The 22,919-nt window shown below is 46.1% G+C and carries 23 protein-coding genes; 14 read left to right on the plus strand and 9 right to left on the minus strand.

From position 1 onward, the window contains the following. Window positions 1-87: 87 nt before the first annotated feature. A complete protein-coding gene (gene dprA, locus FEN17_RS03140) occupies window positions 88-1,209 on the plus strand; it encodes a DNA-processing protein DprA (protein WP_138363842.1) in 1,122 nt (373 codons plus the stop codon). Window positions 1,210-1,213: 4 nt separating this feature from the next. Continuing rightward, window positions 1,214-1,843, plus strand: coding sequence for an AlbA family DNA-binding domain-containing protein (locus FEN17_RS03145; protein WP_138363843.1), 630 nt, complete (start codon window positions 1,214-1,216; stop codon window positions 1,841-1,843). A 36-nt stretch (window positions 1,844-1,879) separates the two neighbouring features. Here the strand turns inward: FEN17_RS03145 and FEN17_RS03150 are convergent, their stop codons facing one another. Together FEN17_RS03150 and proS are read right to left on the minus strand one after the other, a co-directional pair. Further along, a complete protein-coding gene (locus FEN17_RS03150) occupies window positions 1,880-2,311 on the minus strand; it encodes an FKBP-type peptidyl-prolyl cis-trans isomerase (RefSeq protein ID WP_138363844.1) in 432 nt (143 codons plus the stop codon). A gap of 62 nt (window positions 2,312-2,373) precedes the next feature. Beyond that, a complete protein-coding gene (gene proS, locus FEN17_RS03155; RefSeq protein WP_138363845.1) occupies window positions 2,374-3,849 on the minus strand; it encodes a proline--tRNA ligase in 1,476 nt (491 codons plus the stop codon). Between the two features lie 181 nt (window positions 3,850-4,030). On the opposite strand from proS, the gene FEN17_RS03160 reads away from it, so the two are divergent. Together FEN17_RS03160 and FEN17_RS03165 are read left to right on the plus strand one after the other, a co-directional pair. Then, on the plus strand, window positions 4,031-5,359 hold the full coding sequence (locus FEN17_RS03160) for a hypothetical protein (RefSeq protein ID WP_138363846.1): 1,329 nt from the start codon (window positions 4,031-4,033) through the stop codon (window positions 5,357-5,359). A gap of 114 nt (window positions 5,360-5,473) precedes the next feature. Then, entirely contained in the window at window positions 5,474-7,030 is a 1,557-nt protein-coding gene (locus FEN17_RS03165; RefSeq protein WP_138363847.1) for an OmpP1/FadL family transporter, read from the plus strand. Window positions 7,031-7,083: 53 nt separating this feature from the next. On the opposite strand, the gene FEN17_RS03170 is transcribed toward FEN17_RS03165, so the two are convergent. From FEN17_RS03170 to FEN17_RS03180, 3 genes are read right to left on the minus strand one after another with little or no spacing between them, the layout of a single operon-like run. Next, the gene (locus tag FEN17_RS03170; RefSeq protein WP_138363848.1) at window positions 7,084-7,587 is read right to left on the minus strand and encodes a shikimate kinase; all 504 of its coding nucleotides are present in this window, start codon (window positions 7,585-7,587) and stop codon (window positions 7,084-7,086) included. Continuing rightward, window positions 7,588-8,679, minus strand: a complete 1,092-nt coding sequence (locus FEN17_RS03175) for a BT_3928 family protein (protein ID WP_138363849.1) — start codon at window positions 8,677-8,679, stop codon at window positions 7,588-7,590. Window positions 8,680-8,710: 31 nt separating this feature from the next. Further along, a complete protein-coding gene (locus FEN17_RS03180; protein WP_171037827.1) occupies window positions 8,711-9,256 on the minus strand; it encodes a DUF1599 domain-containing protein in 546 nt (181 codons plus the stop codon). An 81-nt stretch (window positions 9,257-9,337) separates the two neighbouring features. Between FEN17_RS03180 and folP the strand changes: the two genes are divergently transcribed. From folP to FEN17_RS03205, 5 genes are all read left to right on the plus strand, one after another. After that, a complete protein-coding gene (folP, locus tag FEN17_RS03185; RefSeq protein ID WP_138363851.1) occupies window positions 9,338-10,189 on the plus strand; it encodes a dihydropteroate synthase in 852 nt (283 codons plus the stop codon). Between the two features lie 37 nt (window positions 10,190-10,226). Further along, on the plus strand, window positions 10,227-11,030 hold the full coding sequence (cdaA, locus tag FEN17_RS03190) for a diadenylate cyclase CdaA (protein ID WP_138363852.1): 804 nt from the start codon (window positions 10,227-10,229) through the stop codon (window positions 11,028-11,030). A 96-nt stretch (window positions 11,031-11,126) separates the two neighbouring features. Beyond that, window positions 11,127-11,390: a 30S ribosomal protein S20 gene (rpsT, locus tag FEN17_RS03195; protein ID WP_082214323.1), complete on the plus strand. Its 264-nt coding sequence runs from the start codon at window positions 11,127-11,129 to the stop codon at window positions 11,388-11,390. Window positions 11,391-11,503: 113 nt separating this feature from the next. Beyond that, the gene (locus tag FEN17_RS03200) at window positions 11,504-12,778 is read left to right on the plus strand and encodes a lactonase family protein (RefSeq protein WP_138363853.1); all 1,275 of its coding nucleotides are present in this window, start codon (window positions 11,504-11,506) and stop codon (window positions 12,776-12,778) included. Between the two features lie 134 nt (window positions 12,779-12,912). After that, on the plus strand, window positions 12,913-14,526 hold the full coding sequence (locus FEN17_RS03205) for an ABC-F family ATP-binding cassette domain-containing protein (RefSeq protein ID WP_138363854.1): 1,614 nt from the start codon (window positions 12,913-12,915) through the stop codon (window positions 14,524-14,526). Between the two features lie 76 nt (window positions 14,527-14,602). On the opposite strand, the gene FEN17_RS03210 is transcribed toward FEN17_RS03205, so the two are convergent. Further along, window positions 14,603-15,238 (minus strand): gluconate 2-dehydrogenase subunit 3 family protein, encoded by a 636-nt coding sequence (locus FEN17_RS03210; RefSeq protein WP_138363855.1) that lies wholly within the window; start codon window positions 15,236-15,238, stop codon window positions 14,603-14,605. Between the two features lie 31 nt (window positions 15,239-15,269). Further along, entirely contained in the window at window positions 15,270-17,009 is a 1,740-nt protein-coding gene (locus FEN17_RS03215) for a GMC oxidoreductase (protein WP_138363856.1), read from the minus strand. Window positions 17,010-17,178: 169 nt separating this feature from the next. On the opposite strand from FEN17_RS03215, the gene FEN17_RS03220 reads away from it, so the two are divergent. Next, window positions 17,179-18,144, plus strand: a complete 966-nt coding sequence (locus FEN17_RS03220; protein WP_138363857.1) for an L-threonylcarbamoyladenylate synthase — start codon at window positions 17,179-17,181, stop codon at window positions 18,142-18,144. Between the two features lie 7 nt (window positions 18,145-18,151). Here FEN17_RS03220 and FEN17_RS03225 read toward each other — a convergent pair whose 3' ends face one another. Beyond that, on the minus strand, window positions 18,152-19,579 hold the full coding sequence (locus tag FEN17_RS03225; protein WP_138363858.1) for an ATP-dependent DNA helicase: 1,428 nt from the start codon (window positions 19,577-19,579) through the stop codon (window positions 18,152-18,154). Between the two features lie 144 nt (window positions 19,580-19,723). Here FEN17_RS03225 and FEN17_RS03230 point away from each other — a divergent pair, with 144 nt between their 5' ends. Genes FEN17_RS03230 through coaD form a run of 4 tightly spaced genes read left to right on the plus strand, consistent with a single transcriptional unit; the run spans window position 19,724 to window position 22,221 of the window. Beyond that, on the plus strand, window positions 19,724-20,164 hold the full coding sequence (locus FEN17_RS03230) for a CBS domain-containing protein (RefSeq protein WP_171037828.1): 441 nt from the start codon (window positions 19,724-19,726) through the stop codon (window positions 20,162-20,164). Window positions 20,165-20,181: 17 nt separating this feature from the next. Next, a complete protein-coding gene (locus tag FEN17_RS03235) occupies window positions 20,182-20,799 on the plus strand; it encodes an NUDIX domain-containing protein (RefSeq protein ID WP_229208669.1) in 618 nt (205 codons plus the stop codon). A gap of 21 nt (window positions 20,800-20,820) precedes the next feature. Beyond that, on the plus strand, window positions 20,821-21,726 hold the full coding sequence (locus FEN17_RS03240) for a DUF3822 family protein (RefSeq protein ID WP_229208670.1): 906 nt from the start codon (window positions 20,821-20,823) through the stop codon (window positions 21,724-21,726). A gap of 12 nt (window positions 21,727-21,738) precedes the next feature. After that, window positions 21,739-22,221: a pantetheine-phosphate adenylyltransferase gene (gene coaD, locus FEN17_RS03245; RefSeq protein WP_138363859.1), complete on the plus strand. Its 483-nt coding sequence runs from the start codon at window positions 21,739-21,741 to the stop codon at window positions 22,219-22,221. 3 nt (window positions 22,222-22,224) lie between these two features. Here the strand turns inward: coaD and FEN17_RS03250 are convergent, their stop codons facing one another. Further along, window positions 22,225-22,911, minus strand: a complete 687-nt coding sequence (locus tag FEN17_RS03250; protein WP_138363860.1) for an NUDIX hydrolase — start codon at window positions 22,909-22,911, stop codon at window positions 22,225-22,227. Window positions 22,912-22,919: the final 8 nt, after the last annotated feature.

Genomic DNA, 22,919 nt, shown 5'->3' on the forward strand with positions numbered 1-22,919 from the left:
TATTTTTGAGGTACTACTTTTTGACGTATAGGGACAAATCTTGTGCCAGGGTATTTCAGGAAGGTTTTTACTCAAAACACACTATATATGTTACCCACCTCCGACACAGACAAGGTCTGTATCCTCGCATTAATCCACACTCCGGGAATTGGCTCGGTTACCATTCGCCAGCTTATCAGCTACTGCGGCAGTCCCGCAAATGTTTTTCAGGCCGACTACAAAAAGCTCATTAAGATCCCGGGAATAGGGGATAAAGTTGTTAAAGCGGTACTTGACAAGAGTCATCTTGCGCTTGCAGAAAAGGAATTCCAGAAATGTATGGACGGGAATGTGACGCTTCATTTTTTCTCCGATCCCACTTATCCCGCCCGACTAAAACCACTTTACGATGCCCCGGTTGTTTTATATTCTCACGGCGACATTGATTTCAATGTTGGCAGGACTGTCGGGATTGTCGGGACGCGGCAGATCAGTGATTATGGAAAGGCGGTCACCGAGGCTGTGATAAAAGATTTGGTGCCATATCAGGCGCTCATTGTCAGCGGTCTGGCTTATGGCGTAGACATTACCGCGCACCGGGCGTGTTTGAAAAATGGTCTGGCGACAATCGGCGTGATGGCGACGGGGATCGACGTGCTTTATCCTTCTTCACATAAAAAGACTGCGATGGAAATGCAGGAAAATGGGGGGCTGGTGACAGAGAATGTGCTGGGTACCAAACCGGATTTTATGCGATTTCCGGCCAGGAACCGAATTATTGCAGGTCTGAGTGATGTTACATTGGTTGTGGAGTCTGGTAAAAAAGGAGGAAGCCTGATCACCGTAGAGTTTGCTCAAAACTATCACCGCGAAGTATTTGCCGTGCCTGGTATGATCGGAAGTAATCAGTCGGAAGGATGCAACCAGCTTATCCGGGACCATAAGGCAACGATTTTTACTTCGGTTGAAGATATGGCCACTTCGCTGGGTTGGAGTTTAAATGATCCGGTTGAAACAGTCGTTCCTGTTTCAGAGCCGGTTAGCTTTGATGGTTTCACCCAGGACGAAGGGCAGGTTTTGGCTATTTTAAAACAAAAAGGAACATTGCAGATCGACGAGCTGGCCTGGCAGTCGGGAATGCATTTGAACAAGCTGGCATCGATCTTGCTAAACCTGGAATTTCAGGGAATGGTCAGGTCCCTGCCGGGCAAAAAATACGGGTTAATATAAATTGATGAGTAAAGGAATATTTCAGATCATTCAGGAAGGGGAGGGGCTCACCGTCGAGTTCAAAAGGACGATTGATAGTCCATTTAAAATTGCCAAAACCCTGGTTTCATTTGCTAATACCGCTGGCGGAAATCTGCTGGTGGGCGTGATGGACAATGGTGCATTACTCGGCGTAGGATCAGAACTGCGGGAACTGGAAAAGCTGGAAAAAGCAACCCGTGATTTGATCGAGCCACAGATTTTGATCCGTATTAAATCAGAATTGCTGGACGGGAAAAAGTTGCTCTGGATCGAAGTGGCCGAAAGTGAAAGCAAACCACATTATGCTGTTAATGAGCGGGGTGACCGCATCATTTATATTCGGGTAAAAGACAAAAGCATTCCGATACCGAGGCTATTGCTTTATGGGGATGGCGATACTGAAACCGAAAAGTTGCTCTCTAATAAGCACGTGAAGACATTGATTACTTACCTCAAAGAGACCGATTCTGTGACGGCAAAAATATTTTCCAAAATTATCAACATTTCGGAAAAGCGTGCGGAGAGAATGTTGCACGATCTGGCTGCGCGGCAAGTTTTATTAAAAATCAATCGCGGCAAGCCGGAAGCATTCAGCTTGAAGTGGGCCAAATGAAAAAGGCTGACCAAGTGGTCAGCCTTCTTTATTATACTAGTTGATTCCTACCAGTTCCAGTTCAAATATCAGATCCTGGCCGGCTAGTGGATGGTTGGCATCCAGTACGACGATTTCATCGCCCACTTCACGCACCACCACCTGAATCACCTGACCGTTTCCGTCCTGGTGCATATTCAACGTACCGCCGATTTCCAGGGGAATTTCGGCCGGAATTTGTTTACGATCGAAGTTGATGATCATATCCTTATTGATCGGGCCGTAAGCCTCTTCATTTGGAATGTGAATGGTCTTTTTATCGCCCACTTCCATTCCGGTAACGCCATCATCAAAACCTTTAATTACCTGACCGCTGCCCAATGTGAACTGTAACGGATCGCGTCCCTCGGATGAATCGAAAAGTTGTCCGTCGGGTAATGTGCCTTTATAGTGGACCTGAACCTGGTCCCCTGCCTGTGCCTGCTTCATTGTGTTTTTCTTAAATGGTTAAAAATGACCGGGTCTTCAAGATTCGCACCCGGAAAATAAAGTTAGTACGCTCTCGCGAAAACAACCCTGCCAGCAGATGCTTTGCCTGTGTATATGCAAACCCCGCTTTCCTGCTCCTGATTCAGCGGGATGCAGCGTATAGTGGCCTTGGTTTCCTCCTTGATTTTTTCTTCTGTCTCGGAAGTACCGTCCCAATGCGCGAGCACAAAACCACCTTTTGTGTCCAAGATTTGGGTGAATTCTTCAAAGGTATCTGCCTTGAAAGTATTCTCTTCCCTGAAAGCCAGGGCCTTATTATATATAGATTCCTGAATGTTGTCCAGCAGGGATTGAATGTATCCGTCAATGCCTTCGATGGAAACGGTTTCCTTCGTTTTTGTATCTCTTCTCGCTACTTCCACGGTACCATTTTCCAAATCACGGGCACCCATCGCCAGCCGCACCGGTACGCCTTTTAATTCATACTCAGCAAACTTATAGCCAGGTTTGTAAGCGTCACTGTTATCATATTTGACGCTGATACCCAATTTTTTCAGCGCTTTCACGATCTCCGCCACTTTTGCAGAAATCTGTTCAAGCTGCTCTTCATTTTTATAAATCGGAACAATCACTACCTGGATGGGCGCCAGTTTCGGAGGTAAAACCAGGCCGCTGTCGTCGGAATGTGCCATGATGAGCGCACCCATCAGGCGGGTACTTACGCCCCAGGAAGTTCCCCAGACATATTCCAGTTTGCCGTCCTTATCCTGGAATTTCACATCAAATGCATTGGCAAAATTCTGTCCCAAAAAGTGCGATGTTCCTGCCTGCAAAGCTTTTCCATCCTGCATTAATGCTTCAATGCAATAGGTATCTTCCGCACCGGCAAAACGTTCGTTTGCAGTTTTAACACCTTTCACAACCGGCAGCGCCATCCATTCTTCGGCGAATTGCGCGTAGACTTCCAGCATTTGTTTTGTCTCCGCAATCGCCTCAGCAGAAGTTGCATGCGCTGTATGTCCTTCCTGCCAAAGGAATTCTGCGGTTCTCAGAAAAAGCCGGGTACGCATTTCCCAGCGTACCACATTCGCCCATTGATTGATCAGCAAAGGCAGGTCGCGATAGGATTGAATCCAGTTTTTATAAGTACTCCATATAACGGTTTCGGAGGTCGGCCGAACAATCAGTTCCTCTTCCAGCTTGGCGTCAGGATCTACTATTACACCTTTTCCGTTGGGGTCATTTTTTAATCGATAGTGGGTAACAACCGCGCACTCTTTCGCAAAGCCTTCCACATGTGAGGCTTCCTTACTCAGGTAGGATTTGGGAATAAATAGCGGGAAGTAAGCATTGGTATGTCCTGTTTCTTTGAACATATCGTCCAGTGCGCGCTGCATCTTTTCCCAGATCGAATAACCATACGGCTTGATCACCATACAGCCCCGAACCGCAGAGTTTTCGGCCAAATCGGCCCTTTTGACTAATTCATTATACCATTCGGAGTAGTTTTCACTTCGTGTTGGCAGTCCTTTACTCATTATTAGGATTATTTGATAATTGAAATGGAAAAAATCACTATTGAGACACCTCTTTTCGACGAGTTGCAAAGATAGTTTTTTATGTTAACTTTGGAATTAATGTATTGTGACGCCCGTTTACATACTATATGGAACGAAATTTTATATATATTAGCAACAAACATTTAAATCCTTTGAAGCCATGAGTACGATCAATAAAGCAAAAAATCTTTCTTTGCTGGTGTTGTTGGGAGCTTGGGGATGTACTAACACTCAAAATGTTTCGCGTTCGGCAGGTGGTTATGACGACCTTTACGGTGGTAACCCCGGTGTCGGAGTTGTGACAAGAGGAGCAGGTGCAGATCAAGAATATTCCCGTTCTGATAATCCGGACTACACTTATACCGGTAAAAATTCAGAGCAAGGCACCAGCGACTATTACGACGAAAATTATCTCTCATCCCGCAGCGTAAAACGCACTATTTCAAATGATGTCGGCTACAATGCCGGTTTTGTGGATGGCTACAACCAGGCCAGCGCATTCAATAATCCTTATTATAGCAACCTCGGCTCTTACTGGCCAGGTACCTCAATCGGTTTCCGGTTGGGATTTGGCAATTCATTCAGAATGAGTCCTTACATCGGCTTCGGAATGGGTATGGGATCTATGATGGGGATGGGTTCTATGATGGGAATGGGTTATTCGCCATGGGGCTTTAACAGCATGTATGGCTACGGTAATATGATGGGTTATTATGATCCATTCGGCTATAATTCTTTCGGATACTCGCCATTTGGTTATAGTCCTTGGGGTTACGGTGGTTATGGAGGTTATGGCTACGGTGGCTACGACAGCTACTACGGTGGCTACGGATATTCACCATGGGCTTACAGCCGTCCGGTTGTTGTAGTTAATAACAATTATGACAGAGGCGTTTCAAGAACTTACGGACCGCGGGTTGCGGATAACAGCAGAAGCTCACGCAGCAGCGAACGTTACAATTCGAACTTTGTAAATTCTTCAAGATCAGCTGCAACAAGTGGCGGTGATCGGAACGGTAGAAGAGGATCCAGCACGATTTCGGCTAATGATACTTATTCTTCTCCCCGATCAGCAAGATCTTATGGCAGAGGTGATGCAGGTAATGTTGGCGGAAGAACCAGCGCTGAGACTTATAGTTCAAGGGGCGCGAGCGAAGGAAATAATGTTTATTATTCCCGTCCACGTTCAGCCGGTGCAAGTAATTACTCAGATGGAAATGCCAACACAGGCAGCTACGCGTCGCCAAGGTCTACAAGAGGAACAAGCTCTTACAGCGCACCGTCATACAGTGCACCTTCAAGAAGCCAATCTGATTACAGCGCGCCAACCCGCAGCTATTCAGCACCTACCAGGTCCGAATCGTATAGCCAGCCTAGCCGGACATACAGCGCGCCAAGTTACAGTGCGCCATCAAGAAGTTACAGCGCTCCGTCAGGTGGCGGCGGTGGTGGTGGTTCAACAGGCCATTCTTCAAGAGGTCCAAGATAATTCTAACGTGATTGCGTTCGTGTAAATAAGCAAATTCAAACCCTGCAAGATGTCATAATTTTGCAGGGTTTTCGTTTAAAAAGTATTTACCCAACCAGCTATTTACTTAATTCAATGATGAAAAAATACGTAGGGGCAGCACTTTTGACGGCTCTTTGCATACCCTTTCTTTCTCACGCCCAGTATGCAGAAGATGCGTTAAGATATTCGGAAATGAACCAGACAGGTTCGGCTCGTTTTCAGGCACTTGGGGGAAATCACGCAGCGCTCGGCGGCGACCCCAGCTCAATTCACGGCAACCCGGCAGGGCTTGGCTTTTACAGCCGGTCGGAATTTACATTCAGCCCGGGGCTTACCAGCATTAATACAAAAGGCAATTATCTCGGCCAGTCATATTCCAATAGCAAATCGCTCGGCAACATTTCGCAGGCGTCGCTGGTGATTGCAAGTCAGCCGGGTTTTCAAAGACGGTGGAAAAGATCCTCTTTGGGAATTTCCTTTTCGCGTCAGCAGTCTTTTCATGATACCTATAATTACGGCGGCTTGAACAACCGCAGCGCTTACGTTGACAAAGTTGTTGCAGATGCGAATGGTAAAAGTACGCCGGTATCACAGCTCGAAGCTGATTTTGAGGCAAATGGCTCGGTCACGGGCGGCCCGGTTGCCTACTCGGTTCCTGCGGCGTACTATCAAATGTACCTCATTAATCCGTCGGGTACATCGGGCTTTCCTTATTCGGCGGTCGATAAGAATAGTGTTGTAAATCAATTTGGTACGCTGGATGCCAGCGGGGCAAATACGCAGTGGACGATTGCGTACGCCGGAAACTTGGACGATAAATTTTATATCGGCGGTAACATTGGTTTCAGCAGGCTGCGGTACAAATACACGCGGACATTTGAAGATAGCTACGTCGATAGTCCTGAGCTGATTTCAGTGAGTCAGGGCGAAGGTCTTGATGTAACCGGAAGCGGGATCAACCTTTCGCTGGGCGTTATCTATAAATTCAGTCCGATGTTTCAGCTTGGCGGTACGATCATGAGCCCCACATTTACGAGCATCAAAGAAACATTCACGCAGAATGTATCTGCCCAGTATGTGGATGGCAAAGTAACTGGCCCGGATGGAACATTGATCACGCCGCCTTATACTTCGCTCCCGATTGCGCCGAATGATTTTGAGTACTCGATGACCAGTCCTTTCAGGGGAAATTTGGGAGCCACTGTTTTTCTTCAAAACAAAGGTTTTATCACAGGAACTGTCGAATATGTAGGTTACAGTGGTATGAGTGTCCGGACTAAATATTTGAATGATACCGATAACCAGGCTTTCAAAACCGATACAAAAAATGAGATCACAGACTCATTTAGAAATGCCGTGAATTTCCGACTGGGCGCTGAATATCGGGCTAATTTGATGCGGTTCCGCGTTGGTGGTGCTTATCTGATGAGCCCGTATCAAAACAGCGATGGTATCCAGCGTGACAAATTCCTCGTTTCGGCTGGTCTTGGCGTCCGCGGAAACAAGTTCTTCGCCGACCTGTCGGGCAGCCTGGCAATGTATGAATCGGCTTTTACGCCTTACACATTGAGTAATGTACAGGATTATTCTTCGGTGAGGATCACAAACAAACCCGTCAATGCTGTGTTGACTTTGGGAATGCTGTTCTGATATTTTAAAATAAATGTAGAAAACAAAAGCACGGATAACCGGGCTTTTGTTTTCTATAACAGAGGCTGAATCGTTTCCAGCAGATGATGCAGCCCAATATCTCCCTGCAAAGTAAAATGTGCCTGAGAGTAAAATGGCGTCCTTTCCGCAATCTTAGCTTCGAGGGTATCTTTTAAAGAAGCGGCTCCCGATAAAATCGGGCGGTCATCTTTTCCATGATTTTCAATCCGCTTGGCTAATTCCGCAGCGGGTACGTCGAGATAAATACTCACGCCCATCGCATTGATCACCGACATGTTATCAAAAAAACATGGTGTTCCGCCACCAGAAGCTAGTACAATATCCCGCTGTGCAGTCACTTCTTTCAATAATCTGCTCTCCACTTCCCGGAAGTAAGCTTCGCCATTTTCAGAAAAAATCTGTGAAATCGGTTTTCCCTGGTCACTTTCAATCAACTTGTCCAGATCGACGAAGCGGTAGTTCAATGCGCGCGCCAGCTTTTTCCCCAGGGTAGTTTTGCCGGAAGACATCATTCCGACAAGAATAATGTTCTTCATCTATTTTACTAAATCTATCACTTCCTCGGGTGTGGGCGTATCATTGTAATGCCATTTACCTTTCACGACGCCATCTTTCAATAACCACAAACCTGGATTTGACCTCAAAATCGTTTTCAAAACCGTCGCATCTACATAATAGAATGGTGCAGTCAACTGATGCGCAGCCAGGAAACTGACGATCTCATCACTATTTCCGGAAGTCAGAATGACAGGCTCGATGCCTTTTGATTTAACATTATTCAGCAGCTTATTAATGTCGGGAAGCGCTGCGGTATTAATATCCGTCAAACTTTTGATGATCAGAAATAGCTTTTTCCCTTTGAATGTTTCCTCGGTAAAATCGCCTGCATCATTCCAGACTTTGTAATCTGTGATTTTTGGCTTCGCGTCTTCATTGAGAATATTCATTTCCTTGAAAACCAAGGTAGTATCGCTTGGGTATTTTTCGTATTCAAACGTTTTTCCGTCTTTTTCAAAAACATATTGATACCTCAGCGGCTCAGAAGGTGTGAGCTGCGCCGGAATGCTGGCGCCGACGCGGTAAGGTAGCAAATCAATAATCGGTAAATGTCTGAGCGCGTAAACTGCGATTCCAAGTGAGGCAACCGTTGACAAAACCACGACAATCCCGGTCGGCAGCGGCTTGAATTTCTTTCGGTACCAAACAATGATCAGGATCAAAATCAGCAGGAAAAGATCTTTTCCAAATGAAGTCCAGGGTGTTAGCTTGATCGCCGCGCCGAAACAGCCGCAATCCGTCACTTTATTAAAATAAGCAGAATAGAATGTCAGGAATGTGAAAAAGAGAATGATCAGCAGCAGCAGCCAGGAAATGGTTCTCGGTTTATAACCTACCAGCAGCGCGATTCCGAGCACAACCTCGGCCGTACATAGGAAAACCGAAAGATATAATGCGAGCGGCACCAGCCCCATGAAGAAATGGTGCATAGCCGGCAAATCGGTGGCGAAAACTTCAAAATATTCTTCAAGCTTGTATTGCGTGCCGATCGGATCGTTCAGCTTGATAGCACCGGAGAAAATAAAAAGCAATCCGACGAGGACACGTGAAATCTGAGCGGCGATTTTCATTTCAAAGTAGTTGACAAATAAGCATTTACGCTCAATTGGTTTGCAATGCGTTGGATTTGATCAAACAAAAAACGGAGTAGTTGATAATGTCCTGGTAGCCCGCTTTCACACCTTCTGAAACCAGGGTTAACCCTTTGTTATCTTCAATTTGCTTGATCCTGAGCAGCTTCATCAGGATAATGTCGGTCATCGAGCTGACTCGCATATCCCGCCAGGCTTCCCCGTAATCGTGGTTCTTATTGAACAATAGTTCACGCACTTCGTTCACCTGGATATTGTAAAGTTTGGCAAGTTCGGCGTCATCAATCTCCTGATTTTGCTCCTGAGCATAAATCTGGATCAGCGCCATCACACAATAATTAATGATCCCGATAAACTCGGAAGAAACATCTTCATTCACTTTCTGGACGCCTTTTTCCTGGATCGTACGAATTCGCTGCGCTTTGATAAAGATCTGGTCGGTGATCGAAGGAATGCGCAGGATGCGCCAGGAGGTTCCGTAATCCTTGTTTTTTTTAGTAAAAAGATCTTGGCAATACTGAATGATTTCCTGATATTCCGCTTCTGTGGATTTCACTGTAATGATAAAAGTTAACTGCTTCGTAAGTGTTGGAGACAAGTATAATGTGCGTTTCCATAGCCGTGGCAGACTAAATGAATGATGCAAGTTAGCAAAAAAACGCTCAACATCCGGGGAAGGCTGTTCGATCTGTCCACGCCCGTGGTCATGGGAATTCTGAACATTACCCCCGATTCTTTTTACGAAGGAAGCCGGGTAGGCTCGCAAGATCAGCTTGTAGAAAAAGCTGGGACAATGATCGCAGAAGGTGCGACGATGATTGATGTAGGAGGTTATTCCACCCGGCCTGGTGCCGCGGCGATCAATACCGATGAAGAGATCGAAAGGGTCGAGTCTGCAATAGAGCCTTTGAATAAATTTTTCCCTGAATTGATTATTTCGGTCGATACATTTCGTTCAATGGTGGCGGAGCGGGCGGTTTTGAAAGGTGCGGCCATTATTAATGATGTGTCTGGCGGAACATTGGATGATGAAATGTTTCAAATCGCCGCCAAACTGAAAGTGCCTTACATTCTGATGCACATGCGCGGTACGCCGGAAACCATGAACCAGTTGACGGATTATCAGCACCTGGTTTCCGATATTTTGAAGGATTTGCAGCAGAAGATTTTAGCATTAAAAAATGCAGGTGTAGCCGATGTAATCATCGATCCCGGATTTGGTTTTGCCAAGACAATTCAGCAGAATTTTGAGCTGATGCGGCATTTGTCGGAGTTTGGTTTGCTCAATTATCCAGTGCTCGCAGGCATTTCAAGGAAGAAAACGATTTATAAAACACTTGAAATTTCTGCTGACGAGGCGCTCAATGGTACCACAGTGCTGAATACCCTTGCATTGGAACAAGGTGCCTCGATATTGCGGGTTCACGACGTGAAACCTGCCGTGGAAGCCATAAAACTATGGATGCACGCTGGCAGTTTTAAGCATTAATATAGTAATTTAGTCGCGAAATAATATTGATTTTCCTATGCGTGTGGGTTTCCTGAACATCAATTGGGCTGACGTCCTGGATGTTTTTTTAGTTTCAATTCTTCTGTATCAGGTATATATCCTCGTTCGGGGCAGCATTGCGAGCCGGGTTTTTCTGGGTTATCTCTTTGTATATGTGTTTTATCTGGTGGTCAAAGGACTTGGGCTTGGCCTGCTGACCGCGATCCTGCAATATTTTATGGGTGTGGGTGCCGTGGCCCTGATCGTGATTTTTCAGCAGGAGATCCGCCGCTTTTTGCTCATCATCGGTAAATCCACGGTATATACCAATAATGGTTTTTTGAAAAAAATGATGGGTAACTCGGCCCTTGATTTGAAGGGAAAAAATCTGAAAGAGATCGTGGACGCAAGCAAAACCATCGCAGCGAATTTCACAGGCGCATTAATCGTCGTCAACAAACGTGACGACCTGACGAAGTTTGTAGAGACGGGTGAATTGCTCGACGCGCGCGTTTCGAAACCTTTACTGGTGTCGCTTTTCAATCAGTATAGCGAGCTGCACGATGGCGCGGTGGTGATTGTAGATGGTGTTTTGAAAGCAGCGCGGTGCGTTTTACCGGTGGCGGATGGGGTAGATGTTCCTTCGTCTTTGGGTTTCAGGCACCGGGCGGGCATGGGTATGAGCGAGGCTACCGACGCTATTATCATTGTGATCTCCGAGCAGACGGGTAAAATTTCACTGGCCGTGGAAGGTGAGCTGCATAGCAACATTCCTTATAATGAGTTGGAAAGCCGCATTGAAGAGTATCTGGCGTCCGACGTACAGCGGATGCGTAAGTAAGATTTTGGCAAATATATTACTATGAAATTTGGCATTTCAGGAAGCAATTTCTATTTTTGCACACCGAAATGAAAGATAGAAAAATATTAAGAGCAAATGGCAAATCATAAATCAGCATTAAAAAGAATCCGCGCTAACGAAACCAAGCGTTTGCGTAATCGTTACCAACACAAAACTACCCGTTCATACATTAAGAAATTGCGTGAAACGACTGATAAGGCAGTAGCTGTTGAAGTTTACAAAACTGTATCTTCAATGTTGGATCGTTTGGCAAAGAAAAATATTATCCACAAGAAAAAAGCTTCTAACCAAAAATCGAAATTGGCCAGATTGGTTAATTCGCTTGCAGTAGCAGCATAATTTTTTCTTCTACAAGGCATTTTGCCCCGGGAGCTTCGCTTCCGGGGTTTTGTTTTTTTGTATCTTGCAACTTTGGCTTTTATTTTAACCACCTTAAAACCTAAATTCTTTTTATGAAAAAAGTGGCATTATTCGCTGGTTTGGCAGCTTTGGGATGCGTTTCATCCTATGCCCAATCGCCCATCACATTCAATGCACGCGGCCTCGTGGTAATTTCGGACGGGGATATGTCGGCTTCGGCGTTGGTAGATGGAAAGTTACTGAGAGACAACACATCCAAAGACCAGCTTACCACCATCAAATTTCCAGTTGAAAGAGGCTCCAAAGGATTGGGGACCGCTTTGGTTTCCAACTCTGCGCTGGGTTACTCCAAGACATTGGCCGTACCTGTAAACGGCGGCCTGGCTTATGTACTGGAAAACAGGGTGAAGCCCGAAGACGGCGTAGCTGAATACAAAGACCTTGGCAAGGAATTCCCGGCTGGTGAAAAATTGTTCGTAGTTGACATTGTGAACCTTGCCGCCCCAAAAGCAAAATTTGGTTTTCCGGTAGGTAAAAAACCGACTTCCATCGATGTCAATAAAAATGAGCTGATCCTTACTACCACGGAGGTAGGGAAGGAACTGGTATTCATAGAGGCAGGGCCGGATGGTAAGCCAGCGCGTTTTCTGAATTTGCCGGCTGCGATTGATACCGCCAACAAAATCATTGACATTACCTGGCATCCGTCTGGTGATTTTATTGCATTTACCTTGGATAACTCCAATGAAGTGGGCCTGTACAAAGTAATCCGCGAAGCAGGCAAGCTGAAAAATGTGGAGCCTGTGGGCAAGCCAGTGAAAGTGGGAACTGATCCATCATTTGGTAGATTCTCGCCCGATGGGAAACATTATTTCGTGCTGGATGCAAAAGGTGCCCCAGGCAAAGCGGCGGGCGAGGGTGAAATTCTGGTAGTGGATTTTTCAATGGACGGCTCGGCCGAGCATAAGGTGGCAAGCCAGGTACCGGCTGGTACCAACTCGGGTTCATTCGCGATCAGCCCTGACGGAACATTGCTGGTGACAGTTAACGCGGCCAAAAGCGGTTCTCCATGGACCGAGGCCGGCGCCGGATCAGGTGCTTCGCTGACTGTTTTCAAAGTTGCCCCGACTGGCGCACTTACTAAAGTTTCGGACTATCCATTTGAAGGAATTTATCCGCAGAGCGTGGCATTCGACAAAGACGGATCGAACCTGGCAGTAGCTGTGTATGAATACCTTGAATACGGTTTAGGAAATGGCGGCGTCGAATTTTGGACGGTTACCAAAGGAGATGCACCTGCATTGAAAAAACAAGGCGCGAAGATCAGCGTAGGAAAAGGCGCGCATACTTTGCGGGTTATTCCATAATAAAATTCCAATTTGAATGTGCAGGGCAGGCTTGTAATCAGGCCTGCCTTGTTGCTTTAAGTTTACTCAAATATGCTAAATCGACCCGATTTTTGTAATTTCGCGGTCTCATTCATTAATAATCAGTTAATAAGATGATTACGGTTCAAAACGTGTCGCTCAGGTACGGTAAAAGGATATTGTTCGACGAAGTAAATATAAAATTTGTCCCTGGGAACTGCTATGGCGTGATCGGCGCGAATGGTGCGGGGAAATCAACCTTTCTGAAAATCCTTTCCGGTGAAATCGAGCCGCAGACTGGGAATGTAAGCATGAACCCTGGCGAAAGGATGACATTCCTGAAACAGGACCAGTTTGAATTTGACTCGTATCCGGTGATGGATACGGTGATTTTGGGGCACGAGCGTCTCTACAAGATCATGAAAGAGCGTGAGGCAATTTATGAAAAAGCAGATTTCACAGACGAAGACGGCGAAAAAGCAGCAGAACTTGAAGCAGAATTTGCTGACCTCAATGGTTGGGAAGCAGAAACCGAAGCGGCGCAGCTACTCAGTGGATTAGGATTGACCGAGGATCAGCATCATGCAGTGATGGGAGATCTTAATTCAAACGATAAAGTGCGCGTGCTGCTCGCGCAGGCACTTTTTGGTAATCCGGACGTGCTGCTGCTCGATGAGCCTACGAACAACCTGGACGTAGAAACCGTGCTCTGGCTCGAAAACTTCCTGGCTGATTTCAAAAATACCGTCATCGTTGTTTCCCACGACCGCCACTTCCTCGACGAAGTTTGTACACACGTCGTGGATATTGATTTTAGTAAAGTGCAAATGTTTTCGGGTAACTATTCTTTCTGGTACCAATCCAGCCAGCTTGCATTGAAGCAGCGGCAGGATGCAAACCGGAAATCGGAGGATAAGCGTAAAGAACTGGAAGATTTTATCAGAAGGTTCAGCGCCAATGCTTCGAAATCCAAACAAGCGACTTCTCGTGCCAAATTGCTGGAAAAACTGACCGTGGATGACATTAAACCATCATCACGGAAGTATCCATACATTGCATTCAAATCGGAGCGGGAAGTGGGTGACCAGCTGCTGAGGGTTGAAGGTCTATCCAAGACTGCCGAGGATGGTACCAAGCTTTTTGACAATCTGAGTTTCAGTATCAATAAGGGAGATAAAATTGCTTTTGTTGGTCGCAATGTTAATGCGATCAGTGGATTTTTTGACATCATTAATGAAGTTCAAAAAGCAGATAAAGGCACTTACACCTGGGGTGTGACCATCACCAAATCGTATTTTCCAAAAGATCCGACGCCATTTTTCGATGTTGACTTAAACCTCGTTGACTGGCTGCGTCAGTATTCGGAGGAAAAAGATGAAAGCTTTATCCGCGGGTTTTTGGGCCGGATGCTTTTCTCGGGTGAAGAATCTTTGAAGAAAGCCAAAGTACTTTCCGGCGGTGAAAAAGTGCGATGTATGTTGTCTAGAACCATGTTATCCGGAGCAAATGCACTGGTGCTGGACGATCCGACCAACCACCTTGACCTTGAATCGATTACAGCATTGAACAATGGTTTGATCGATTTTAGCGGATGCCTTTTGTTCTACTCCCATGATCACCAGTTTGTGCATACCATCGCAAACCGGATCATTGAAATCGGGCCAAAAGGAATTCTGGATAAGCTGATGAGCTATGACGATTTCCTGCAAGATGAAACCGTGAAGCAGCAGAGAGCAAAGTTGTATTAATTTCTTTGTAGCATAAAAACAAAAACCCGCTCGGCACATTGTCGAGCGGGTTTTCTGTTTTTAAATAATTCTAAAACTATTCGTAACTGAGGCCGTATTGCTTCAAAACATCAGCCGGAACACCTTCCCAAACATTGGGTGTGTTACCCATATAGCCAAGATCGGCAATACCGATTTTTGAAGTATAATAGCCGGAAGCAGTCAGGTTGCGCATTAAATTAAAAAATGCAACACCTTGGCTGTAAACAGGTTTCGCTTTTTCAGGATAGGCAATGTCATCCACGATCTGGATCTGCTGCGCTTTGGTCGCAAGCGTGAAGATTTTTCCAAACCTTTTGTTCGATTCCCGGTCGAGCCACTTCAAGCCACCGCGTAGGGGCGTCTGGTTTTGCGGCATATCCTTGACAATAAATTCGATGAAATCCGGTACGCCAGCTTGTGACGCGCTGCCTGATTTATCGTCCGCGGGAATGATAATGTCAACCAAAACTTTGATCGTCGCCATCTCCGGCGCCGTCAAGAATTTCTCCTGCATCAGTTTCGCATCGCGGATTGCTTCTTCCTTGGTCCGTCCGCCGGGGATCTTAATTGGAGTTTCAGGTGGGGATTGCAAATCCAGTTCCCTTTGCTCGGCCAATGCCACCTGCGGACTGAGTGCCGTGATGCCGAGCGAGCTGAGTGTTAATGCTTTGAGTGAATCTCTACGTTTCATATATAGCTTGATTTGAAACAGTGTTCAAACATTAAATATTCTTTTGTTTAACCTGATTAATAATGTACTCCGACGCTCTCATCGACAATGCAAGGATCGTCCAGGTCGGGTTTTTGTCGGCCTGAGATACAAATGATCCGCCGTCTACCACGAATACATTTTTCGCGTCGTGGGCCTGCGAAAATTTGTTGAGCGCAGAAGTTTTCGGGTCGTCGCCCATGCGGACAGTTCCTACTTCGTGGATGATCCTTCCCGGAGCCGCAAGGCCATAATTGGTATCTGCACCTGGTTTCACACCATTTGCCACACCACCCAGCGCATGGATCATTTCCTCGAAAGTATCGTGCATGTGCTTCGCCTGCTTGATCTCATAATCCGACCATTTATAGTGGAAACGAAGAACCGGGATACCGAATTTATCTACCACATTCGGGTCGATTTCGGCATAATTATTAAAATCAGGCACCGCTTCACCGCGGCCAGCCATACCAATGTTGGCACCATAAAAACGACGATAATCTTCTTTCAGCGAAGATCCGTAGCCACCAGCGGGCTTGGTTACGCCGCTTTTGGTCGGGTATTTACCATTCAGATTTTCGATACCAGAACCGAAACCGTAGCTCGGCATACCCATACCGCCGCCATATTCAATGTGGTAACCTCTCGGGAAATCCAGTTTTTTGTTGTCCAGCCACCACGGCGTATAAACGTGCATGCCGCCCACACCATCCTCATTATAACGTTTTCTGTCCATCAAATGCGGAAGGAATGCGCCGCGCGAAGCACCGGTAGAATCGTGGAGATAATGTCCAACAACGCCGCTGGAATTGGCCAGACCGTTCTGGTGACGCTCTGATTTCGAGTTAAGTAAGATCCGGGAAGATTCCGCAGCACTTGCTGCCAAAACCACCACTTTCGCCTTAATCGTATGTTCGGTCAGTTTTTCACGGTCGATGTAAGAAACGCCGGTAGCAAGTCCGGAGGTTGGATCGGTGATCACTTCGCGGCACATCGCGTTGTTGATCAATGTTACATTGCCGGTTTTGATCGCAGGGATACAAAGCACGGAAGATGCCGAGAAATCCGCGTAAGCCTGGCAGGCGCGCGAACATTGGCTGCAATAAAAACAAACCCCACGCTGATCGTTGATCGGTTTTGTCAGGATCGAAAGTCGCGAAGGAATAACCGGTACATTCGCCTTTTTACCAGCCTGTTTAATAAATAATTCGTGCAAACGCGGCTTGGGAGGAGGTAGGAAAATACCATCAGGCTCATTTTCAATACCTTCCACCGTTCCGAAAACACCGATCAGTTTGTCAACCTGATCATAATATGGTTTTACATCGTCGTAGCTGATCGGCCAGTCGTCGCCAAGTCCGTCGATGCTTTTTCTTTTAAAATCTTTTGGGCCGAAACGCAGTGAAATCCGTCCCCAGTGGTTGGTACGGCCGCCGAGCATCCTGGAACGGAACCAGTCAAACTGGGTGCCATTTTTACGCGTGTATGGTTCGCCTTCAATTTCCCAGCCTCCCCAGGCCGCATCAAAATCGCCAAACGGCCGATGGTTGCTTGCACCGCGCCGGGGTGATTCGTAAGGCCATTTTAATTGCGTAATGTATTTAGGATCAGCCGGATCAAAGTATCCGCCGGCTTCCAAAAGTGCAACCTTGGCACCTGCTTTTGCAAGTTGGTAAGCCGCCATTCCGCCTCCTGCTCCCGAGCCTACAATGGCAACATCAAAAACAGTAGGTTGTTCTTTGATTTGAAACATAATTAAAGGGTTTTTAAGATGGTATTTTTAGATCAATAAATATAAACACGGATTATGTAACGGGGGTGGTCGGCGCTGACTTTCAAGGTTATTTAAAAACAATCTAAAAAAGAATACGCGGACTTTACCTCAACTGACCGTATTTTTGCACACTAAAAGATTACTTGTTTTGGCGACCATAGGAAGCGATATCAGCATTGCAAAGGAGTTTTTAATCAAAGGAGAACTGGTAGGAATACCGACAGAAACGGTATATGGGCTAGCGGGAAATGCATTGAATGAAAAATCGGTTTTGTCCATTTTCGAAACCAAGAACCGCCCGGCCTTCGATCCACTCATCATTCACACTGATTCGGTTGAAAAAATCGGTTTGTATGTGTCGGAATTTTCAGAAAAAGCGCGCGCACTAGCAACAAATTTCTGGCCGGGGCCACTCACATTATTATTGCCAAAAAAACAGATCATTCCCGATCTTGTCACATCCGGCCTTGATACTGTGGCAGTAAGGGTTCCTAATCATCCGATTTTATCGGAATTATTAAGGCAGCTGGACTTCCCGCTGGCTGCCCCGAGCGCAAATCCTTTCGGGTACATCAGCCCGACGAATGCCTCGCACGTGCAGGCGCAGCTCGGTGAAAAAATTCTTTACATTCTCGACGGCGGTGAATGTGAAGTGGGTCTGGAATCTACGATTGTGGGTTTTGAAGACGAAAAAGTAATCGTTTACCGGCTCGGTGGTTTGGAAATTTCAGAAATTGAAAGGGTAGTAGGAGAGGTGGAAGTAATGCCAAATTCTTCATCGAATCCAAAAGCACCGGGAATGTTGAAAAGTCACTACGCGCCGCGCAAGCCGCTTTTTTTGGAAAAAAGAGAAACAATAGAAACGCGCCAGAATCAAACTTCAGGCTATCTTTTGTTTGACCAATATATAAACAATGTTGACAGGGAAAACCAGCGCGTACTCAGCCCGTCGGGCGATTTGCGGGAAGCTGCGCATCATTTGTTTGCTTATCTGCGGGAGCTGGACAGTTTGCCGATTGACAATATTTACGCGGAATTTGCGCCTGCAACTGGATTAGGGCTTGCGATAAATGACCGGCTTCAAAGAGCTTCGGTGCCGGGAAGCGCACATTAAGCGATGTTTATTTGAAAAAATTTTGATGAAAATTCATCAGGAAAACTTCGTCCGTGGCGCGGGTGATGGCGGTATAAAGCCAGCGGATAAATTCAGCATTGATCTGTTCGTCAGGCAGATAACCCTGATCGATGAAAACCGAGCCCCACTGTCCGCCCTGTGCTTTGTGAACGGTCAGCGCATAAGCGAATTTCACCTGTAATGCATTCAAATACGGATCTTTTCGTAGCGCCTCCACTCTTTCTTTCTTGGATTTAATGTCCATATAATCCTCCAAAACGCTTTCATATAATTTCCGATTGTCATCCGCAGACATCGACGGCGATGCAGAATGTAACGTGTCGAGGAAAATTTTTGCATCAAATTCCGGCTGCTTTTCGTAATCCGTCAGTCGCAATGTGACGTCGGCGAAGCGATAGCCATACATATCCTGGGTTTTCCGGATTTTCAGGAGTTCTACAAAATCCCCGTTTGCGATAAATCCAGCCGGCGAATCTTCGTCGAGAATGTTATAATTGTTACGAACCACCATCAGCCTGTCACCCGCATCAAGCTCGTCTTCCGAAAAATGGATCACGCGCCGGATGTACTCATTGTATTGCACGGCCGCCTTGTTGGAGCGGGTCAGAATGATCGCGTTTTCCTGTCCATATTTGTCGTAAGCATAGCGCAAGCCCTCTTCGAGCCGGTCGCCGGTCATCTTGAAAACATCACGGAATGAGCGGGTTGTAATTTTAATCTCCGGTTTCTCAGCCGCGAGCTGCGTCCGGAGCGTGGTAGCATTAAAGAGGATCCCTGATTGTTCATCCTGCCGCATGACTTCTTTTAATTCCTCCTGGAAAACAGACATATAGAATGTTTTTTCAAGATATTCCCGGTCCAGCGCGGGACTTAACTCTTTACCAACCGGCGGTAGCTGCGCGGTATCTCCTACGAGCATCAGCTTGTTTCCTGGATTTTCAAAAACGAACTCGATCAGATCGGCCAGCAGGCTTCGGCTTCCAAAATCAGCTTCGTCGGTGATCATAGAAGCCTCATCCACAATAAATAAGGTATTATCGTGAAAGTTTTTTTGCCGCTGAAATGCCAATGTTCCCGAAAATGCATCGGCAGTTTGCTTGTATATTTTCTTGTGGATCGTCAGCGCAATTTTATCGGAATAGCCCGACATCACTTTCGCCGCCCGGCCAGTTGGCGCGAGTAAAACCGATTTATAACCGAAACTGCCCAGGACCTTAATCAATGTGCTGATAATGGTGGTCTTACCCGTTCCCGCATAACCTTTCAGCAAGAAGCAGTCGCGATACCTTTCCAATCCCTTCTCCTCAACCAAAAAATCGTTGGTCTGCTCGAAGAAGCGAAATTGGCCGTCAGTAGGTTTAAAAGGGAATTTTTTGCGTAAAAGCTGGGAAGGTAAAATTTTGTCGGCATCCATGGTAACGAATCTACTGTACCGGATACTAAAATCAAAACACATTGAAATTCACAAAAATATACTCAGAATTAGTTGGACTTTTACTTGTCCATTCCATATATTAGGATTCCTGTATTCTTACAACTCCCAAAACCTTCGAGAACTATGCTGGTACAACATGTAATGGGCAACAAGCCTTTCAACGCGATTTGGTCCGTCACGCAGGACAATACAGTCTTTGAGGCGCTGGAACTCATGGCTGAAAAAAACATCGGTGCGGTTTTGGTTCTAGAAGATGATGTTTTGATCGGGATTTTTTCTGAAAGGGATTATGCACGAAAAGTGATCCTGCAAGGAAAAAGCTCCCGTGACACGCTGATCAGGGAAGTTATGACCGCCAAGGTGATCACGGTTGAAACGGACCAAAAGATCGAAGAATGTATGCAGATCATGTCCGACAAGCACATTCGCCACCTTCCCGTGAACCGCGACGGGATTTTGATCGGCATTATATCCATCAATGACATCGTATCGGCAATTATTCACGAACAAAAGGAACATATCAGCACTTTGGAAAGCTATATTTCCGGAAGTCCTTATTCCTGAGATTTTTATAACATTTTTTGCGAAGGCTTGCGGTGTATAGAAAGACGCTGCAAGCCTTTGGTTTTTGTTTCCTGCTTGCCAATTATGGCCGGATGGTTATCTTTGCCGCTCCTAAAAATCCGACTTTGGAAGGCATTCATGATGAAATAAGGAATTTGTACGGCGAGAACGTGCGTCTGCGCGTCTGCGGGATTTGCATTCAAAACGAGCGGATATTGCTTATAAATCATTCGCTTTATGGGAAAGATACCTTCTTTTGGAGTCCGCCAGGCGGTGGTGTCCAGTTTGGCGAAACGGCCACGGAAGCTTTGGAACGGGAATTTTTGGAGGAGACCGGATTGCGGGTGAAAGTCGGTAAGCTGCTGTTTATCAATGAACATATCGAGGCACCGCTGCACGCAGTTGAAATGTTTTTTCAGATCGATTCTTTTGAAGGAACATTAAAAACAGGGGAGGACCCAGAGCTTTCGGCGGAGGGGCAGGTAATTGAGCAGGTGCAGTTTTTGAGCTGGGATGAATTGACCCAATTCGCTCCCAATCAGCTGCACCGGATATTCTCGATGATTGGCTCATTGGACGGTGTTTTCCACCTGCAAAACTACATTCCGGGACAAAATTCCGGTTTAGAAAAATAATAGAAAACTTAACCCTTAATTGTGGCAAATTCTGAAAATCAAGTCATTGAGATCATTCCTACGCTGCTCGTCGGGGACAGTTCCTTTGATGCTACCAGCATTCCCCTCTGTACATTATGCATTGAGATTGACGAGCGCCGGATCCGGTTATGCATTGTGCGGGACGAGAATATGGAATGTATCTGGCTCGAAGATTACGGTTTTGATACCGCACTGAGCGCCGACGAGATTTTTGAGAAGCTGAAAAAAATATTTGCAGGCCACATGCTCTGGTCTTCGGCTAACTGGAAGAATGTCCGAGTTGCAGTTAACTCTCACGCATTCAGTTTAGTACCTAGTTTGATTTTTGATAGCAATGCTACGGCCGATTATCTTTCTTTTGCCTTGGGCTCGCCGGTATCGCCCGAGGAGCGCATACTTTCGCATGATCTTTCCATCATCCACGGGCACAATGCATTCAGCGTTCCGCGAATCTGGTACGACTGGATCGTGAACCATTTCGGTAATTCTTCCATCGCATTTTACCACCTCACGAGCCCTCTAATAATCGGTGCTTTGGTCAGCCACGTGGAGCACCAGGAACTCCGGATCGCTTCTATTTATTTTGAAAAAGATTATTTCACACTGCTGGTAAGCGAAAGTCAGCGGTTGATTTTGTGTAACAGGTTCAGGTACGGACAGATACAGGAGCTGGTTTACATTGTCCTCTTTACATTGGGGCAGCTGGACTTTTCTCCCGAGGAAATAAAAGTCCTGTGCTACGGAGAAATTGCTTCGTCGTCGGAAAGCTACCACGAGCTTTCGAGATTTTTTCCCAATTTGCAGCTGGGAGGCAGGCCCACAACCCTGAAATACAGTACGCAATGTGCTGATGTTCCTGGTCACCGGTATTTCGGCCTGTTCAATACCTATCTTGTATCATCTTAGAGTTACCAGTTTATGGCGCGCGTAGCATTGTTTCCGGGGTCTTTCGATCCTTTTACCAAAGGTCACGAAGACATCGTTCTGAGAGGGTTACGCCTTTTTGACCAGGTTGTAATCGGCATCGGAAACAATGCCACCAAGAAGCGCTACTTTCCACTCGACGTCATGCAAGAGATGATCGAGAAAACTTTCAAGGATAGAGGCAATGTTAAAGTAATTACGTACGAAGACCTTACTGCACACACAGCCAGGGAGTTAGGCGCAACATTTCTGTTGCGCGGCCTTCGAAACACGACGGATTTTGAATATGAAAACGGCATTTCGCAGGTAAACAGATACCTCTATGAAGAAATCGAAACGGTTTTCCTGATCACTTCCCCCCATCTTGCGCCCATCAGTTCCAGCATCATCAGAGACCTGCACCGTTACGGACAGGGCGTCGATGACTTTTTACCTTATTCCCTGACGGAACTGAATAGGCTTAACCGCGAAAGTTGAAAATTATAATTCTTTGATTTTGTGCTGTTTGTTCAAACTATCTACCACATACCGGATAGAGCTGTATGAATTAATGAGCAACGCTTTGGCATCGGCAGGATCGTACCAGTCCAGTTTTTCGATCTGCTCTTCGGCTTGTGGCTGAATGTGGGAGTCGTCGGTGCAATCAAACAGATACCACTTGGTACGTTTCAGAATGCGGTTATTATTGAGAGTATAAGTATGCCAGGTAGTACAGATTTTATTGCGAATAATGGCTTTCACGCCTGTTTCTTCTTCGATTTCGCGGGTAGCAGCGACTTTTGAATTTTCACCTTTATCGAGTTTTCCTTTCGGTAAATCCCATTTTTTGCGGCGGAACATAAACAGCCATTTCCCCTCTTTCACGACCACGCCGCCCGCGGCTTTGATTACTTTGTAGTATCCTTTAATGCTGGCTTCTACCTGCGATTTTTCCTTGGTCGCCATCGTAATGGACAGCATTTCAGTAGGTAGCTGCTTTTCCAGTAGCTGAATTACCTGAAAAGCCGTGGTAACCGTGGAATTCAGGAATAAAACGTGGCCCTGAAGCATGCTCTTCTGCAATTTTTCCAGCCGCAAATCGACGATATGGTCGAAATGTGCCGTCTCTGCTTTGAGCTGATTGGTCCGTACAATTTTGAATGGACGGTCGTCAAAAAAAATGATCATTTTTCAAA

It is taken from the genome of Dyadobacter luticola (assembly GCF_005860805.1).
Lineage (GTDB): Bacteria > Bacteroidota > Bacteroidia > Cytophagales > Spirosomataceae > Dyadobacter > Dyadobacter luticola.